The following is a 15,115-nucleotide window of genomic DNA, read 5'->3' on the forward strand; positions in this document are numbered from 1 at the left end:
TCACTCCTCGTCGCTGTGCTCGCGGACCGTGGCAGCGGTCTTGGTGGTGCTCGTGACGGTGACGTCGAGGTGGTCACCGTTGTGATCGTGGTGGCCGTGCTCGTGATTGTCGTCGCAGTCCTCCTGCGGCACCGGCTCGGGCAGAGTGTGGAACGCCTCGGGTACCACGGAGTCGAGCGACGGTTCGTCGGTGATCGTGAAGTCAACCTTGAACTTGGCGGCCTCGTTGCCGGTCGAGTAGGTCGCCGCGCGGGTCGCGACCTGGACGGGGAACACGTCGACGGAGCGCGAGCCGGGGATGTCCCCCTTGCGGAGCAGGACGACGTAGCCCTTCGCGCCCTTGGGGAGGTGCTGCTCGATCTCGTCGGAGTGCCGGTCCTCGTAGAAAGTCAGGCTGGAGTTCTCGGCCTTGTCGTTGCCGGGGATTGAGCTATTGAAGGTGCTGCCCATGTCGGGGGTCTCGATGGGGTCGTTCTCCAGCGCCCAGCCCTCGATGTCCGAGACGGCGTTGGTCAGGTCGAACCGGTTGGGCTCGGAGATCTCCGAGCGGGTCGGCCACTTCGGATCATTGATCTTCTTGAGCCAGTAGATCTTGGAGATGCCACGCCGGAGGAATCGGGTGTGGGTGGTAGACGACCTCTTCAGGGACACAGGTCCGCTCCCGCTTCTGGGGCAGCGTCCCGTGCCGAGGCCCTGCCCCTTGAGGTTCCAAAGGGGGTTCGCCTGGCCTGGGGCCTAGCGTCCGCGCGGGCCTCCGCGGTGAGGATCAGCAGATGCGCTTCCTACGCAGGGGTCACCGTGATCGTGAACCGCTGCACGTAGGACACGATCGCGCCTGCCGCCGACACCGACTGGTCTCCTGCGGCGTCGTAGTACAACTCCCTGTCGGCCACGCGTGCTTCATGGACGTGCAGGTCATTGGCCCATCCATCGTCGGTCCGACCGACGACTGCGGCGCGTACGCGATCGGCGAGCCACTGCACTTGGTCAGCACGCTCTCCAACTGAGGTCACTTGGTAGGACCAGGCAGCGTCCGCGTGCCAGTCCCAGAGAGGCGGGCCGCTGAAGTCGCCTGGCAGCGAATCGAGGATGGTGTACGGCACAGAGGAGGGCGCCCACTCCCCTAAGTCCCCTTGGACACGGGGAAGTTCCCCGATACCGCAGGGACGATCGGTGGTCTTGGCGATGAGGGCGGCAAGCGCGCGGGTGACCGGCAGGCGCGCCGCACTCATGGCAGTACCCCGTCTACGAGAGCCTGAGCGAAGGCGGGCTGTGTCTGTCGGAAGGCGGGCTCGACGTGCGGGAAGGGCGGCTGTCGATAGTGGCGGCCGAGCAAGTCGACACCGACGAAGCCGTATTCCAACCTTCGGGCCTGCGGAGCGTCGGAGAACACCTCCGCCGTCACCTGACTGCCACCGATGCGCATCCGTACGTCCCAGGAAGCACGGTACTGACCAGTGATCACTCGTGGACCCGGTCGGCCGGAGGCGTTGCGCTGGATACGGACGCGCAGCAGCATCGCGTGGTGCCGCGCGATGGTGCGCGTACGGGCTCGCGCGGCCGGCCCCATGCGGGTCAGTGCGGCAGCCAACGCGATCGGATCACGGAACGCGGTCGCGTCTGGGTGTGCGTTCGGGTGCGGGTTCGCCGGGGCCATCAGTCGATCACCTGCACCCGGACGATGCGCACCACGCTGTGCGTACCGATGGCCTTGTCGGAGACGCGGAAGCGTCGGTCAACGAGCTGCGGATCTCGGGGACCACCCGGCCGTACCGATCCGGCGACGCGGATCACGTCATCAGGCCGCAATTCGGGGGCTTGCACGGGCAGCACCGCCTGGTAGTCCGTCGTCGGTGGTTCCTTGGCAACCGCACTGCCGAGCGGCTTGGTGATCGCGGGTCGCCCTAGCGGCATCACCGCGCCGAGCCCATCCCAGATCAGCGCCTCATCCGGTGTCGGCGCCACGAGCTTCCCCGTGTTCTCGTCCAGGTAGTCGTCCGCGCGCCCCGCGCTGTCGCGCCAAACTTCGAGCTTGTCGTCCAGGATGCGGCCGACGACGCGCCGCACCCCGCCCACGTCAAACGCCACGAGCCCACTCCCCGAGCTGGGTGAGCATGGCCTTCGTCAGCGAGTGCGGTCCCGTGCCAAGATCGGAGCGGGCGAGCGCGGCAGACTCCAGCTCCTCCGCATCGATGGCGTCGAGGAACACGGCCGCTGCCGGACCGGGGTCCGTCCCATCAGCGACGGAGACATGGGCCATCCCGGACCAACGGTTGCTGCCGCCATCGGTGACGTGAAGGAGAACGTGTGCGGGCTCGCCCAGGATTTGGGTGATGGTGTACGCACCGAGGACACGCGGATCTACTTGTTCGCCGTCGACCTCGACGGTGGCTTCGTCGCCATGGGCGGTGATCCGTACGTGGTGCTTGCCAGAGTCGTGGTGGTCCATTCAGCTGACGCTAGAACCGCTGTCGGACACCTCAGGCGTGCGCGACGCCGTACCGCATGGCAGCAGCAAGGTGCCCCTAGGGCCTGTTCTGAGTTCAGATCACTGGTGGGTTGCTTCGGCTCCCGGGAGGCTTCCGGCTGCTGCAGGAACGATCTGTGACGCGTGGTGATGTGGCTGATGCCGATGGGAGTTGATCGAGCCGCATCTGCCGTTGGGCGAACGTGGGCCGATCCCTGACCTGCGCAGCTACCTACTTCAATGCGGTGATGTGGAGGTTCCGAACGGGGAGCCCTGGCGCGACGTTCCGCGCCGGTACGGATGCTGGTCGACGATCTACGACCGGTTCCGGGTTCGAGAGGATTGACCTTCACGGTTCGACATCGAGGCGGGGCGACGTCAGCTGGTTGAGGGGGACCCTGCCGTCCAGTACGTCCAACGGTGTGGTGACCACGGGCAGGCGCCGGACGATGTCGTCGTTCAGCAACTGCGTCTGCGCGAGCACCGCCGTTTGATCCCAGTAGATGCGCTCGCTCCGCACACGCGGGCCTCGGAAGTCCACGACGGCGATGACGGGTATACGGACCTGCTGCCCGGTGGGTGCCAATCCGGGCAGAATCCAGGGCACCTCGATGTCGTGGGTGAACGACACGATCATTTCGTCTACGAGGCTGTCGTCTCCCACCGTGCGGGATATCGAACGCACAGTGAAATCGTCCGGGTTCCGTCCAATGAACCAGCGTGCGTAGAAGTCCTTGACGCCGTCGTACCCACTACCGCCCATGGCGGTCGGCACATGGACGACGATGGGGTCGTCGTCCATCGTGGCCATCGTAGCCTCCACGTCCTGCGCCACGAACTCGCCGGCGGTGTGGGCTTCCCAGATATGCTCCATCGTTGCGCGATCAGCCATGCCCGCTCCTGACAGTAGGCGTCTCGGCTGTGCGGGTGTCTCGGGTCTCGGGATAGCCATACGCCGCTGCCAATGCGCCGCATCCCCTTCTTCTGGACGCGAGGAAGACACCGCAGATTCAGGATAGGCAGGTGTGGGTCCGCGCGCACTCTTAGACGTTTACCGAGTTCGGATCACGAGTCTGGACGTTCTGCTGCCCTGGCTGGATCCGGGGCGGTAAACAGGCGGGATGGCTCGGGGTGATCTCACGGACGACGAGTGGGCGGTGATTGAGCCGTTGCTGCCGCTGGGCGAGCGCGGTCCGATTCCTGACCTGCGGCGACTGGTGAACGGCGTGATGTGGCGGTTCCGTACGGGCAGTCCGTGGCGGGACATGCCCCAGCAACACGGGTCCTGGTCACCGTCTACGGGCGGTTCCACCTGTGGGCCGGTGCGGGGGTCTTCCAGGCGCTGATGGAAGCGGTGATCGCTGAGGCCGCCGCCCGGGGGGGCAGGCGGAGCTCGGGCTGGTGAGCGTGGACTCCACGTCTGCCTGGGCTCACCACCACGCGGCGGGGATGATGCTGGACCCGGAACTGCTGGAGACGCTGGAGAAGGCCGTCGCCGAGGAAAAGGGGCTTCTCCAAAGGGGCAAAACGCCTCGATAGTCGACCGCGACGAGGCGCCGGACGAGGCCCGTGAGAAGCGTCAGCGTCTGCGCCGGCGTCGCAAGGCCGTCTCCACGCTGCCAAACTGGTCCGTTCCCGTGGCGGGTTGACCAGCAAGGTGCACCTGTCGGCGGACTGCCGCTGCCGTCCGCTGTCCTTCGTCCTCACGCCCGGCCAGCCCGCCGACAGTCCCCGTTTCACCGCCGTTCTGGAACGCATCAAGGTGCGCGGGCCGGTGGGCCGCCCCCGCACCCGCCCCGACGCGGTCGCCGCGGACAAGGCATACTCGTCCCGCGCCAACCGCGCCTACCTGCGCCGACGCAAGATCCGGGCAGTGATCCCGGAGAAGACCGACCAGGCCGCCAACCGCAAGAAGCGCGGCTCACGTGGCGGACGCCCCGTCAGCCACGATGCGGCCTTGTACAAGGAGCGCAACACGGCCGAACGCTGCATCAACAAGATCAAGGAATGGCGCGGGCTCGCCACCCGCTACGACAAGACCCCGGCCAGCTACCTGGCCGGACTCGACTTACGCGGAGCCGTCATCTGGCTCCGCAGCCTCCAGCCCGTCTAAAGATCTGAACTCGGCACACGCCCTAGTACCGATTGTGCGCACTCAGCACCAGAGCCCCCTCATTGCCAGCCTGACGCGAAGATCGAAGTAGGCTTGGTGCGGCATACGACTCCCGCTTCAAGACTGACCATCTCATCGTCTGCAAGGGCTTGGAGCCCGGCAAAGACCCATGCTTGTGCCCGCTTTGAGAGGTTCGCAGTGACGGGTGCGATGGGGAGTGCCCGGATGATCGCTCGTCCGTCGCGGTAGGTGAGATGGGCCACGTCGGTGCGGGCGAGGTACTTGGTCGCCACGATGTGTGTGATCACCTTTCGACGGCGCATCTGAACACAGTCAACAGCGACCTGCCGATGGACCAGACCGCTCGATGCTCCGCGCAAGACCGCTTGCGCGGCTTGCTCCGGCGTCTGCTTGTCGTAGACCGGGCCAGCGGGCAGGAGGATGTCACCTCGCCCGGTCATGTCGGTGACGAGTAACTGGTCGCCTTCGACGGGCACGAGTAAGGCCACCCCAACCACCGGTGGCCGCCAGTTCTCATACGGCACGGTCTTCGCCCGGACTCCAGCTTGACGGCTCGGTGCGGCGAGCCAGCCGGATGGTGGTGGACCTGGACGACATGGGCGCGTGCATCACGCCCACGCACTACTTACAGCACTCACGAGCTCACGCAAATGCTTGGGCGAGCTGGTACCAGGGATCGGTGCAATGTGGTCACCAAGCTGCAACAACCAGTGCAGAGCAACACCGATATCCGCTTGATGTGCGAGGTTCCCGGCCCTGAGCGGGCGGTATGGCACGTACGGGATCCCGAGATCTCGGCACAGTTCGAGGGTCGGGTCATGTCGGTCGGCCATATTGAGGACGTTCTGCACGGCCGCGATGGTGAGCTTCTTGCGCACCATGCGGATGTCCTCCGGGGTCACTTTCGACAGGCCGATGTGCCCGATCTTGCCCTCGTCCTGCAGGGCTTGCATGACGGCGATTTGGTCGTCAAGCGGCACCTGTGGGTCGATGCGGTGGAGGTAGCAGAGCTCCAGCCGTTCGAGGCCGAGGCGGCGCAGGCTCGCTTCGACGCAGGCCCGGAGGTAGGCGGGGTGGCCGTGCGGGGTCCACACGTTCGGGGCGGGGCGGAGCAGGCCGACCTTTGTGGCGATCAGGACGTGTTCGGGGTAGGGGTGGAGGGCATCGTGGATCAGGTGCTCGACGGTGTGGGGGCCGTAGGCGTCCGCGGTGTCGATGTGTGTGATGCCGTGGGTGTGGACGGCCTGACGGAGCACGCTGATCGCGGTGTCGCGGTCCTTTGGGTCGCCCCAGATGCCGGGGCTGGTCAGGCGCATGGTGCCTAAGCCGAGGCGGGAGACGGTCTTCCCGGCGATGGTGATGGTGCCCGCGGGCGGCGCGACGGTCATACGGGGGCCTCCTGGAGGCAGAGCTGGAGTGCGCGTTCGATGGCGTGTGCCTGACTGTGGGTGTCGCTGGTGACCCGCTGGTGCGGGATCGCGTCGTCAGAGAGAAGGGCATGGACGTGGCGGTCGACCAGTGTGCGGTAGCGGGGGTTGTAGTCGTGGCTCTGATCGACCGGTACGTCCGTGTCCAGCACGGTGGCGAGGAGAAGGTGATACTTCGGTGCCTGCGTGGAGGCCAGCAGCCGCAGCCGTTCCCTTTCCAGCCGGTGAGGGTGCTCACCGCGGTACTCCAGGGCGGCGTGGTAGTACGCGAGGGCGTCGAAGGAGGCGCGGTCCGCGAGGATGACTTCGGCGCCCTGGGCCGCGGCCGTGATCTCGTCGGCGATGCCCTGGGTGATGATCCACTCGGTGGACGCCGTGGTGTGGTGCTGCATCTTCGGGAGGCCGATGGCGGCGGCACGTTTGGCGAGTCGGCCCGTGCGGGCCACGGTGAGACCGTGGCCGCGCAGCTCCATCTGGATTCGCTTGAGCAAGGTGGTCTTGCCGGTGGAGTGGGTGCCGAGCACCCCGATACGGATGGGTGGGGTCACCACAGAGTGGGGTCCTTTTCGGGTTCGGGGGCGCCGGGCAGGCCGGGGGGTACGGCCGCGGCGACGAGTTGATCCCAGGTCTCGTAGTGGGCGGCCATGGCCATGAGGATCTGTGCTGTGGCGTAGGCGTCGTAGGTGGCACGGTGCCGCTGGGCAGGCGCGGCCGTGAGGTCCGGCTTGGTGTGCTTGATCAGGTCGTCGAGGCGGTAGCCGGGCAGGTCCTTGTACGTGGCCTTGGCGAGGCGGAGCGTGTCCAGGACTCCGGTCGGCTCCCACTTCGGCAGGTGCGCTTTCAGCGCGCGGTAGTCGATATGCGCGTTGTGGGCGCAGATCCACGCCTCTCCTAGGAGCTCGTGGACTTTGTCGGCGATCTCCTCCCACCTGGGTGAGTTCGCCAGTGTCTCGTTGGTCAGGCCGTGTACCCGGGCTGCGAAGGGGGTGACGGGCCGGGGCGGGCGGATCAGCCACGCCCCGGCCGTGCTCGTGTCCGGCCCGCCGCCGCGAATGGGAAGGGCTGCGACCTCGACCAGGTCGGGCGGGGTGGTGCCGTTGCCTTCCACATCGACGACGAGCAGTGCGGGCCAGGTGGCGAAGTTCATGGTGCAGGTGTTCCGTTCCCCGCCGGCCAGCCGATGGGGGCGCGGCCGTGCTGGCGGTAGTGGTGAGGCTTCTCGCGGTCGTGGCACTGGAAGCCGAACCCGTGCTGGAGGTAGTAGCGCGGCGGCTCGTCCAGGCCCTCCACGATGATGGCCCGGTCAGCGATCTCAACGGGCCCGGCCGCGCCAAGGGCTCGGGCCTCCTCGGTGACGTGGGCGAGGTCGGGCTTGACCCAGGCCGCCTTGCACAGCGCGAGCTGGTCCCGGGGGCAGATGTCGCACAGTTCCCTGATGCCGTAGTGGCCGTTGTAGTCGGCCTCTTGGTGGGCGTAGGCCACGCCGCAGGACGTCTTGCGGAACAGTGCCCCAAACGGAGCGGAGACGTTGTCGGGCGTGTGGAAGTAGTCGAGTACCCGCTGCTCGGCTGCCGCGGGCATGATCTTGCGCCGGGCCGTGTCCTCGTACGGCATGGGCAGCCCGTGCACCTGGTAGTACGCGGCGATCTCCTGGCGGAAGAACAGGCCGGTGAAGACGGTGGCGTGGGCGTGCTCCGACAACTCGCGTGCCCGCGCCAGGTGTGCATCGCTGTCATTGAGTCCGGGCACGATCGGGCGCCAGTACAAGATGGTGCGGTACCGCTCGGCGTGCTCGTAGAGGATGCGCAGGCTCGCGGCCGCGATGTCGGAGTCCACCGGCTCGATGGCCTCGTTGTCGATGCCGGAGTGGGTGACCAGGACGGTCAGGCGCAGGTGCTTGAAGCTGTTGAGGACGGCGCAGTCCTCGGGCTCGACGCGCCAGCGGGTGATGACCAGAACGTGGTTGGTCAGGCCCTGGTCGTCCAGGTTCCGCAGCACGGTGAACAGGTGCGGTTTGACGGCCGGCAGCATGGGGTCCGTCGCCCGGTTGAGGAGCTGGATGGGCGTCTTGTGCGGCCGGAAGTAGGGATGATCGACCAATGCGCTGACCGCTGCCTGATCGCTCATCAGCCGACGGGGCAACTTCATCTCGAAGTTGTCGAAGAGATGCCGGACGCAGTACCCGCACTCCAGCGGGCAGCCGATGATCCAGTTCAGGGAGAGCCCAGACTTGCGGTACTCGATCACGTCCGCCAGGGCAGGCTTCAGCTCACCGATCTTCTCCGGGGCGAGGATCGGTAAGGAGCGGTGCTGAAACGGGACAGGTTCGCTCATGGCGGCCTCCGGTTCGAGAGGAAGGGGTATTTACGGTCCGGAATCGGGCGAAGGTAAATTCGTCAAGTGCCCCCGAGGGGCCGTGCCTTGAAATTATCCAAAGGGTCTTCAGGCACGTAGGCGAGCCGGAGAAAACCGGCCTGTGACTTTGTTTCGGTCGAAACGAGGTCGCAAATCTGGGCATGCTCTCTTGGTGTCGGCCAAACCAAAGTTAAGCGCACTGAGCGGGCTCCGCTGCTACTGACCCCGCGAGCGCACCCCGAACTCCTCGGCGAGCGCCGCGACGCCCGCTTGGCCGCAGCGAGATATCGGCGGATGCGGGGGCGACGAGCGCGGACGTCAGCCAGGCGCCAGAGCCTTCGGCGCGGCGGGAGGCGATGGTGACCGCGATCAGGGCTCACGCATGCCCGGATGCAGCGGACAAGCTCGTGGACGTGTTCTTGTCCGCCGCATCCGGATAACTGGCCGGGCTCGACCGAAAGCCTTCCCTGCTACTGAGGGTTACACTCAATGCAGGGCCACCGCGTGCCGCTGGGGTCCGTCACCCAGCACGAGCCGCCGCACCACGAGCAACCGGCGCACGACAATGCAGTCAATTTCCTGATCAGGTTCCTCATCTTGACTTTCTCTTCCTTTCTTATTCTGGTGATTGCGCCCATCCCGGTCGCTCGCATTCCCAAGCAGCTAACCGGGGTGGGGGGGGCTCTGTTGGATAATTCGTACCGCAGGCAAGCAAGGGGACGGGCACGCAGCAGCGGTCAGTCGCGCGATTTTCTACGCCTGGCTAACGGCTGCGGTCAGTTTTCGAAGGACGTGCGCTGGCGCGGGGCGGTTGGCAGGGTGAGCAGGGCGCGGCGATTGGCGCCGAACCAGGTGCCGAAGTCGCGGCGGGCGGCATCCGGGTCGTCGCTGGTGTGGACGAGGTTGCGCACGAGGCGCTTCTCGGCGAGTGCGGCCGCCAGACTGTCCTCCCCGAGGTCGCCGCGGATCGTGCCCGGCGCGGCCCGGGTCGGGTCGAAGTGCCCAAGCAGCTGTCGAAGGCGGTCATGCACGCCCGGCTCCCCGTGGGCCAGTGCCACCGTGACGGGGCGACTGGCGTACATCGCGTCCAGGCACGCGGGGATGTCGCGGTCGGGGAACCAGTCGGCATCCACGAGCAGGTCCCAGTAGTGGATGTGGGCCTGCCACGCCTGGACGGTCAGATCCAGGCGGCCCGACACCGTGACACCGGCCGCGGCGATCCGGTCCAGGACGGCGTCAACCAGGCCGCGCTCAACAGCATCTGGCTTGCATAAGATGACGACACATCGGTCGAAGTCGGGGGCGTCGGTGCTGCGGTGCGCACTGCGGTTCCAAGTCCCGAAGTCGCGGCGGGCGGCTTCTGGGTCGTCGCTGGTGTGGACGAGGTTGCGCACGAGGCGCTTCTCGGCGAGCGCGGCCGCCAGACTGTCTTCCCCGAGGTCGCTGCGGATCGTGCCAGGCGCGGCCCGGGTCGGGTCGGTGTGGCCGATGAGCTGACGCAGCCGCGCATGGATGCCTGGCTCGCCGTGCGCGAGCGCCACAGCCACGGGACGGTCGGTGTACATGTCGTCCAGCCAGGAGGGGATGTCGCGGGGCGCGTGTTTGGCATGCGCGAGCAGGTCGCGGTAGACGACGTGCGCCTGCCACGCCTGGGCCGTGACATCCAGGCGGCCCGACACGGTGACACCATCTGCGGCGATCCGGTCCAGGACAGCGTCAACCAGGCCGCGCTCGACGGCATCCGGCTTGCACAAGATGACGGCCCACCGGTCGAAGTCGATGCCCGCTACAACGGCGCCGCTCGGCGGTTTCCTGTTCACCGGTCGCCCCCAGCGCAGGCGGGCCAGCGGTGGCGGACGAGCCAGCGAAAGCCCGGCTCCAGAGCGTCGAGCACGTCCGGGCTCACGACGTCGGCCTGGTCGTGCTGGATCTGCCGGTAGACCTCGAACAGGAGGAGGATCTGCTGCCAGTACGGCTCCAGGCCAGAGCCCTTGATGCGGGCGGCGCTGTAGTGGGCCTTGTTCGTACGCAGCACCTCTTCGTGCTCGAGGACGCGCGCGAGTGTCGCCAGCGTGGTGTTCGTCGGCATCGCAGGGAAGGGGAAGTGCGGACGGCTGCGCTGGATGTGCGCTTCGTTCAGGACCCGCTTGACGCGCTCGGCGTTGCGGTCGCAGACGTGCGCTGAGCCGATGAAGTGCGTGTACGTGCCCAGTTCCAGGCCGAGCTGGATGGCCGCGTACTCCTGGAGAGTGGTGAAGGAGAACACGTCCGACAGCAGCCCGCAGTCCAGATCGTTGGCCCGCATGTTGCACACCATGTGCAGGTGTCCGTCGCGTGGAAGGAGATGGAGACCGGCCAGGCACGCCATGTCCGGGTTGTCGGGGATCGCCAGCTCGCGGGCGGCGAAGACCGGGAGGTATCCGCGCTTGCTGTCCGTCTCGGTGCGCAGCAGCTCCAGGACACGGTCGAAGGGCGAGACGGTCTCGCCCTCGGCAGGGTTGAAAAGGGCGTACCCGTACGCCGACCCGCCGAGGTGGACACCATCGGAGGAGCTGGAACTCATCGAGGGCGCGTAGTAGCCGATCAGCTCCAGGTCCCGGCGGCCAGCCAGGTACCAAAGTGCCTCAGCGAAGTGGAAGACAGGGTTGATCTTGCGCTGTGCAAGGTAGGGCAGCCGCTCGCGCGGGTTCGGCAGGCGGAAGCCCACGCCGATCACCTCGTGGGCCGTGTTGCCTCGCGGGGCGATGCGGTGCTCGTGCCCCTCGGAGACCTGCCTCAGCAGAGCCAGGTAGGCCCCCTCGATGCCGGGGTATCCAGGGGCTGTGAGTGAGGGCGTTTTCGCCTGCGCTGCCCCACCACGGTGGCGACGATCCGCACCGGCTTCGTCAAGCAGCTTCTGCACAAAGCCGAAAGAGCGACCGTACTCTTTAGCCAATTCCCGCATACCGGCACCTAAGTCATATTTCCCCTTCATCTCTTTCGCGAGTTCTTCGCGGTCGCCACCTGTGATTCGGGCACCCTTTTTCAGCTTCTCCATCTTCCTCAATTCTCTCTGGATGGTGCGATTGAGGCCCGCCGAGGTCCGTTACGCCGGACGCGAGCTCTCGACTTCACCCGTGCTAGGTGTCCCGCCCACTGGCGGACCCGCTTGGAAATCGCTGAAATCGGCGGTCCTACAGAGGCGGGTGTCTAGCATTTAAGCAGCCTGGAAATTTCCCTACAGGCTGCCCTGTCGCGGCGCGCACCAAGAACAGATGCCGCTCATCGTGTCGGCCGACAGTGGACCTGCCGCAGACTTGGCACAGCATGCGATTCATCGCCTGCCTCTGCCGCAAGGCGTGCACACGGGCGAGCAAAGGCTGGCCGACTCCGCGCACGGCCGAATACCTGACCCACAAGACACCCGCCTTGCGGTCGACCCTGCTGTCCTCGTCCTGGTAGCCGATCCCCTCACCACCGATACTGCGACCCCGAACGATGGTGCCCGGAAGCACCGTCTCGCCCGACCAGGGCGAGATGAAAGGCACATGCAACCCATTCCAGTAGAACTGGCGTAAGCTCACGCGGTTGCCTCTTCGGAAGTGACCGGGCGGTGAGGAAGGATAATCTCGCCACCCGGACCCAGGGCGCCCGTGTCGTCGAAACTCACGACACCGTTGGAGAACAGGCTCCAACCCTGCTCCGGGTGATGCGCTACGAGTCGAGCCGCCTGATGATCGGGCTCCTCGCCGGTGGGGCATGGGGGATCGTGCCGGCACATGGCCGCTCTCCTCTCAGATCTGTCGGGGCGGGTACGGCCCCTCTTCGACGGGGCCACAACCAGCGGGGGACCGGAAAGGCCACGTCGAAGAGGGAATCTCGGTTCTGCGCTTGGCCGCGATGGAGGAGATAGGCGATCTCATGGTGTCGCTGTAGCCGTAGAAGCAGTTGCGAACGGCTTCGCCACACGTGGGCGCCACTTCACCCCACTCGACCACGTGAGAGGCATCGCGGTATGGAGACCAGTGCAGCCGCAGGTCTGTGAAGCAGCGAGTTCCCCCGTCTTGCTGCCCTCAGGCGCCTGGCAATACAGGAAGCTGGCCAGGTCCTCGAAGGCCGCCTCCCAATCGACAGGCGTCCAGGTCTGCAGCTTGGTCAGGATGCGCTCGGGGGATTCCGTGTCCAGTGGAGGTGTCCAGGGGACGACTTTCTGTGTTCTACGCCTTCCAGTGCCGTCAAGAGCCGTGCCTGTCACCACTCACCTCCTGGGCGGGGTACAGGTGCAACGCGTCGACCAGGGTCTTGCGCAAATCGCCAGCGGCACGCAGTTCCACAGCTTGCGCCGCCTCGACGCGCCACGGGGGCGTGTCCCAGTGCACTCCAGCAGTCGGAGGCAGCTCAATCCTGGCGTTGTCGCCAGACAGAACCTCGAGACCGGAACCAACCAGGTCGGCAACGCTGTCCCCGGTGCCGGGCTCGACGAGGAAAGTGAAGGCGTGGCGGCCGACGCGAAAACACGGAACCGCCCCCTTCCGTTCGGCGGTCATAAGCGCGTGCCTTCCCGCGGCATACGGGACCCGCACGGCATCGAATCCCCTACAGGCCGACGTCAGGGACGGATGTCGGTGCTCCGCGACCACGTTGGCGACCTGCTCAGGTCCAACTCGCTGGGACTCGATCCAGATCGGCCATCGAAGCAGGTATGCGTACACGTGCGCCATTCCCGGCCCATCACGAAGGCTCGGAGGCCAAGTGGATGCCATCACGGGAGTCTCCTGGGCGGCGTCCACGATTCGGCTCTGGTAGTCATGCTGCGCTCCACGGCTGTTCAGGACCACGGAGGTGACCCTGCGGCCAACCCAGCGTCTCGCCGTGGGGCTTACCTGAGAAAGGACAGTCAGGCGCCGTCTACTTCACGCGACGAGGACACTTTTCTTCACGTTCTGCCACCACTTGGCTACTGTGTCTGGCGTCGCCGCAGGGAGAGCCGATGCCCGACCAACTCCTACCGAACGCCATCCTTCGACAGCTCATGGCTGAGTATGGATTCACACACGAGGGCCTGGCCGAGGCGGTGAACACCGCCGTGGAACGCCTCAGTGGCACGCCGGGGAAATGCGCTGCACGTCATGTGCGTCGATGGTTATCAGGACAAGTGACCTGGCCACGCGACCACAGCCGCCTCGCACTTGAGACCATCTTCAGCCGATCAGCTGCCGAACTGGGGTTCCTCCCTCCCGCAACAGGGCTCGCCGGGGTTACGGTTCAACCATCAACACCCCTCCAGCTCCAGGAACCGCCCGTGCTCCGCCGGCAATTCGTCCTCGGCCTCACCGGAGGCGTCCTCGCCCTCCCACCCATGCCTGACGCTGGCCGACTTGGCATGGCCGACGTCCACCGCATCCAGGCCGCAACTGCGAAGCTCCACAAGATCGACGACCGGCACGGGGGGGCCCAATTAGTCGAGATCACGACCCGCTACATCAAATACGTCGAAAACAACGCCCATCGCTGCACCTGCAGCGGCAACGTCCAAAAACGCCTCTACCAGGCGCTGGGCGAGATAGCCACCAGTACTGGCTGGTTCGCGTTCGATGCCGGCCAACATGACGTAGCCCGAAGTTGGTGGAACACGGCGCTGCGCTACGCCATTCTGGCCCGGAATAAGCTACTCCAGGCCCGGATCTGGTCTTCCATGTCTCATCAGGCATACATGCTAGGCCACGGGAGCGAAGCGGTAGCAATTGCTCGGACGGCATTGGATGAAACCAGAGGACGTCGAGATGGGCAGCTCTCGGCACTGCTGCACACCCGCGTCGCCCAAGGGCATGCAGTATCTGGCGAGAGGGGCTGGTGCGGCCGTTCGTTACTCCGGGCCGAGCAAGACCTGGACCGCGAGCCCGCCGAGCCACAACGCTGGCTAGGCTTTTTCAACGCTGGCGAGGTATCCAGCGCCACAGCACTGTGCTTTATGGACCTGCGTCAGTACGGAAGTGCGGTAGATGCAGCCCGCGAGGCTCTGACCTTTGTCCAGTCAACCTCACTGAGGAGGAATCACCTGGCGGCCCATGTACGCCTAGGCCGGAGTTTGGTTGCTGCTGGCGAGCTCGAAGCGGCTATCGCCGCCGGGAACAATGCGCTTGCCCTCTTGTCTGAGGTCCGAAGCCCTCGCATCGGCCAGCGACTGCGGCAACTCCGCGATGACCTGCTCGTCCGCAGCCCGGTAGGGGCTGCGGAGTTCTCCGACCGATACGAGGCGGTGGCGAAATGTCCGCAGACCTGCTGACGACTGTCTATTACACCCGCGAACGGTTGCAGGATATCCGAGACACCATACTGGATGTGTATTCCGAGGCGTATGCGGACGATATCGAAACCAATCCATTCTTCTCGATGGAACGTTTTGAAGAGCGACTGGAGGGCCATACTTCCGCTCCAGGCTGGGCCTGCGTGATCGCCGAGGTTGGCGAAGAGGTCGCAGGTTTCACCTACGGGTTTGCGGACCGTGATGGGGTCACGTTCAAGTTGTGCGAGAACATGCTTCGACAGAAGTGGCGTCGCCGAGGTATTTCCCAGGTGATGCACTCTGAGCTGATAAGTCATCGTCAAGAGCAGTGCGCACAACTGTTGGTCCGTCGGGAGCGCCCGCGACTCAGGACAATGTATGAGAAGTGGGGCTATCGGCACGCTGGGGAAAGGTTGCCGTTCCCGGATTCCCCACTATATGACGTCATGGTGCTCGATCTCCGCTGA

At 65.8% G+C, this 15,115-nt stretch carries 19 protein-coding genes and 2 pseudogenes; 4 read left to right on the forward strand and 17 right to left on the reverse strand.

What is annotated here, in order from left to right; translation table 11 throughout:
• From ACWDSL_RS03890 to ACWDSL_RS03910, 5 genes are all read right to left on the reverse strand, one after another.
• Complete coding sequence (locus tag ACWDSL_RS03890; protein ID WP_450481423.1) at positions 1-651, reverse strand: phage tail tube protein; 651 nt, start codon at positions 649-651, stop codon at positions 1-3.
• A 131-nt stretch (positions 652-782) separates the two neighbouring features.
• Complete coding sequence (locus tag ACWDSL_RS03895) at positions 783-1,232, reverse strand: hypothetical protein (protein ID WP_450481425.1); 450 nt, start codon at positions 1,230-1,232, stop codon at positions 783-785.
• Positions 1,229-1,657, reverse strand: coding sequence for an HK97 gp10 family phage protein (locus tag ACWDSL_RS03900; protein ID WP_450481427.1), 429 nt, complete (start codon positions 1,655-1,657; stop codon positions 1,229-1,231). The genes ACWDSL_RS03895 and ACWDSL_RS03900 overlap by 4 nt, the downstream gene beginning before the upstream one ends.
• Positions 1,657-2,088 carry a DUF6093 family protein gene (locus ACWDSL_RS03905; RefSeq protein WP_450481429.1) on the reverse strand — a complete coding sequence of 144 codons (432 nt, stop codon included), beginning with the start codon at positions 2,086-2,088 and terminating at the stop codon, positions 1,657-1,659. Before ACWDSL_RS03905 ends, ACWDSL_RS03900 begins: the two co-directional genes overlap by 1 nt.
• Complete coding sequence (locus tag ACWDSL_RS03910) at positions 2,078-2,449, reverse strand: hypothetical protein (protein WP_450481431.1); 372 nt, start codon at positions 2,447-2,449, stop codon at positions 2,078-2,080. Before ACWDSL_RS03910 ends, ACWDSL_RS03905 begins: the two co-directional genes overlap by 11 nt.
• A gap of 190 nt (positions 2,450-2,639) precedes the next feature.
• Here ACWDSL_RS03910 and ACWDSL_RS03915 point away from each other — a divergent pair, with 190 nt between their 5' ends.
• Positions 2,640-2,813: a transposase gene (locus ACWDSL_RS03915; protein WP_450481433.1), complete on the forward strand. Its 174-nt coding sequence runs from the start codon at positions 2,640-2,642 to the stop codon at positions 2,811-2,813.
• A gap of 3 nt (positions 2,814-2,816) precedes the next feature.
• On the opposite strand, the gene ACWDSL_RS03920 is transcribed toward ACWDSL_RS03915, so the two are convergent.
• Positions 2,817-3,359 (reverse strand): nuclear transport factor 2 family protein, encoded by a 543-nt coding sequence (locus ACWDSL_RS03920; protein ID WP_450481435.1) that lies wholly within the window; start codon positions 3,357-3,359, stop codon positions 2,817-2,819.
• 229 nt (positions 3,360-3,588) lie between these two features.
• Between ACWDSL_RS03920 and ACWDSL_RS03925 the strand changes: the two are divergent.
• Positions 3,589-4,580 (forward strand): annotated as a pseudogene (locus ACWDSL_RS03925) (IS5 family transposase).
• A 59-nt stretch (positions 4,581-4,639) separates the two neighbouring features.
• On the opposite strand, the gene ACWDSL_RS03930 reads toward ACWDSL_RS03925, so the two are convergent.
• From ACWDSL_RS03930 to ACWDSL_RS03980, 11 genes and pseudogenes are all read right to left on the reverse strand, one after another.
• Complete coding sequence (locus ACWDSL_RS03930; RefSeq protein WP_450481437.1) at positions 4,640-5,077, reverse strand: hypothetical protein; 438 nt, start codon at positions 5,075-5,077, stop codon at positions 4,640-4,642.
• A gap of 132 nt (positions 5,078-5,209) precedes the next feature.
• A complete protein-coding gene (locus ACWDSL_RS03935; protein ID WP_450481439.1) occupies positions 5,210-5,989 on the reverse strand; it encodes an aldo/keto reductase in 780 nt (259 codons plus the stop codon).
• Positions 5,986-6,576: an AAA family ATPase gene (locus tag ACWDSL_RS03940; RefSeq protein WP_450481441.1), complete on the reverse strand. Its 591-nt coding sequence runs from the start codon at positions 6,574-6,576 to the stop codon at positions 5,986-5,988. Before ACWDSL_RS03940 ends, ACWDSL_RS03935 begins: the two co-directional genes overlap by 4 nt.
• Positions 6,573-7,175 (reverse strand): 3'-5' exonuclease, encoded by a 603-nt coding sequence (locus ACWDSL_RS03945; protein WP_450481443.1) that lies wholly within the window; start codon positions 7,173-7,175, stop codon positions 6,573-6,575. The genes ACWDSL_RS03940 and ACWDSL_RS03945 overlap by 4 nt, the downstream gene beginning before the upstream one ends.
• Positions 7,172-8,362, reverse strand: coding sequence for a radical SAM protein (locus ACWDSL_RS03950; RefSeq protein ID WP_450481445.1), 1,191 nt, complete (start codon positions 8,360-8,362; stop codon positions 7,172-7,174). The genes ACWDSL_RS03945 and ACWDSL_RS03950 overlap by 4 nt, the downstream gene beginning before the upstream one ends.
• A gap of 797 nt (positions 8,363-9,159) precedes the next feature.
• Positions 9,160-10,203, reverse strand: coding sequence for a nucleoside-diphosphate kinase (locus ACWDSL_RS03955; protein WP_450481447.1), 1,044 nt, complete (start codon positions 10,201-10,203; stop codon positions 9,160-9,162).
• Positions 10,200-11,186 (reverse strand): thymidylate synthase, encoded by a 987-nt coding sequence (locus ACWDSL_RS03960; RefSeq protein WP_450481530.1) that lies wholly within the window; start codon positions 11,184-11,186, stop codon positions 10,200-10,202. Before ACWDSL_RS03960 ends, ACWDSL_RS03955 begins: the two co-directional genes overlap by 4 nt.
• Before the next feature lie 54 nt (positions 11,187-11,240).
• A pseudogene (locus ACWDSL_RS03965) lies at positions 11,241-11,420 on the reverse strand (helix-turn-helix domain-containing protein); the annotation flags it as partial.
• A 522-nt stretch (positions 11,421-11,942) separates the two neighbouring features.
• Positions 11,943-12,143 carry a DUF5999 family protein gene (locus tag ACWDSL_RS03970; RefSeq protein WP_450481449.1) on the reverse strand — a complete coding sequence of 67 codons (201 nt, stop codon included), beginning with the start codon at positions 12,141-12,143 and terminating at the stop codon, positions 11,943-11,945.
• A gap of 13 nt (positions 12,144-12,156) precedes the next feature.
• Complete coding sequence (locus ACWDSL_RS03975) at positions 12,157-12,399, reverse strand: DUF6302 family protein (protein WP_450481532.1); 243 nt, start codon at positions 12,397-12,399, stop codon at positions 12,157-12,159.
• Between the two features lie 198 nt (positions 12,400-12,597).
• Positions 12,598-12,909 (reverse strand): hypothetical protein, encoded by a 312-nt coding sequence (locus ACWDSL_RS03980; RefSeq protein ID WP_450481451.1) that lies wholly within the window; start codon positions 12,907-12,909, stop codon positions 12,598-12,600.
• A gap of 836 nt (positions 12,910-13,745) precedes the next feature.
• Between ACWDSL_RS03980 and ACWDSL_RS03985 the strand changes: the two genes are divergently transcribed.
• Positions 13,746-14,648, forward strand: a complete 903-nt coding sequence (locus ACWDSL_RS03985; protein ID WP_450481453.1) for a hypothetical protein — start codon at positions 13,746-13,748, stop codon at positions 14,646-14,648.
• Positions 14,630-15,115, forward strand: coding sequence for an N-acetyltransferase family protein (locus ACWDSL_RS03990; protein WP_450481455.1), 486 nt, complete (start codon positions 14,630-14,632; stop codon positions 15,113-15,115). The genes ACWDSL_RS03985 and ACWDSL_RS03990 overlap by 19 nt, the downstream gene beginning before the upstream one ends.

It is taken from the genome of Streptomyces sp. NPDC000941 (assembly GCF_053599555.1).

Bases quoted from the DNA above. Each gene is read 5' to 3' on its own strand.
- ACWDSL_RS03895 (WP_450481425.1), bottom strand. From the start codon at position 1,232: ATGAGTGCGGCGCGCCTGCCGGTCACCCGCGCGCTTGCCGCCCTCATC.
- ACWDSL_RS03900 (WP_450481427.1), bottom strand. From the start codon at position 1,657: ATGGCCCCGGCGAACCCGCACCCGAACGCACACCCAGACGCGACCGCG.
- ACWDSL_RS03910 (WP_450481431.1), bottom strand. From the start codon at position 2,449: ATGGACCACCACGACTCTGGCAAGCACCACGTACGGATCACCGCCCAT.
- ACWDSL_RS03920 (WP_450481435.1), bottom strand. From the start codon at position 3,359: ATGGCTGATCGCGCAACGATGGAGCATATCTGGGAAGCCCACACCGCC.
- ACWDSL_RS03935 (WP_450481439.1), bottom strand. From the start codon at position 5,989: ATGACCGTCGCGCCGCCCGCGGGCACCATCACCATCGCCGGGAAGACC.
- ACWDSL_RS03945 (WP_450481443.1), bottom strand. From the start codon at position 7,175: ATGAACTTCGCCACCTGGCCCGCACTGCTCGTCGTCGATGTGGAAGGC.
- ACWDSL_RS03950 (WP_450481445.1), bottom strand. From the start codon at position 8,362: ATGAGCGAACCTGTCCCGTTTCAGCACCGCTCCTTACCGATCCTCGCC.
- ACWDSL_RS03970 (WP_450481449.1), bottom strand. From the start codon at position 12,143: ATGTGCCGGCACGATCCCCCATGCCCCACCGGCGAGGAGCCCGATCAT.
- ACWDSL_RS03980 (WP_450481451.1), bottom strand. From the start codon at position 12,909: ATGACCGCCGAACGGAAGGGGGCGGTTCCGTGTTTTCGCGTCGGCCGC.
- ACWDSL_RS03985 (WP_450481453.1), top strand. From the start codon at position 13,746: ATGGCCGACGTCCACCGCATCCAGGCCGCAACTGCGAAGCTCCACAAG.
- ACWDSL_RS03990 (WP_450481455.1), top strand. From the start codon at position 14,630: ATGTCCGCAGACCTGCTGACGACTGTCTATTACACCCGCGAACGGTTG.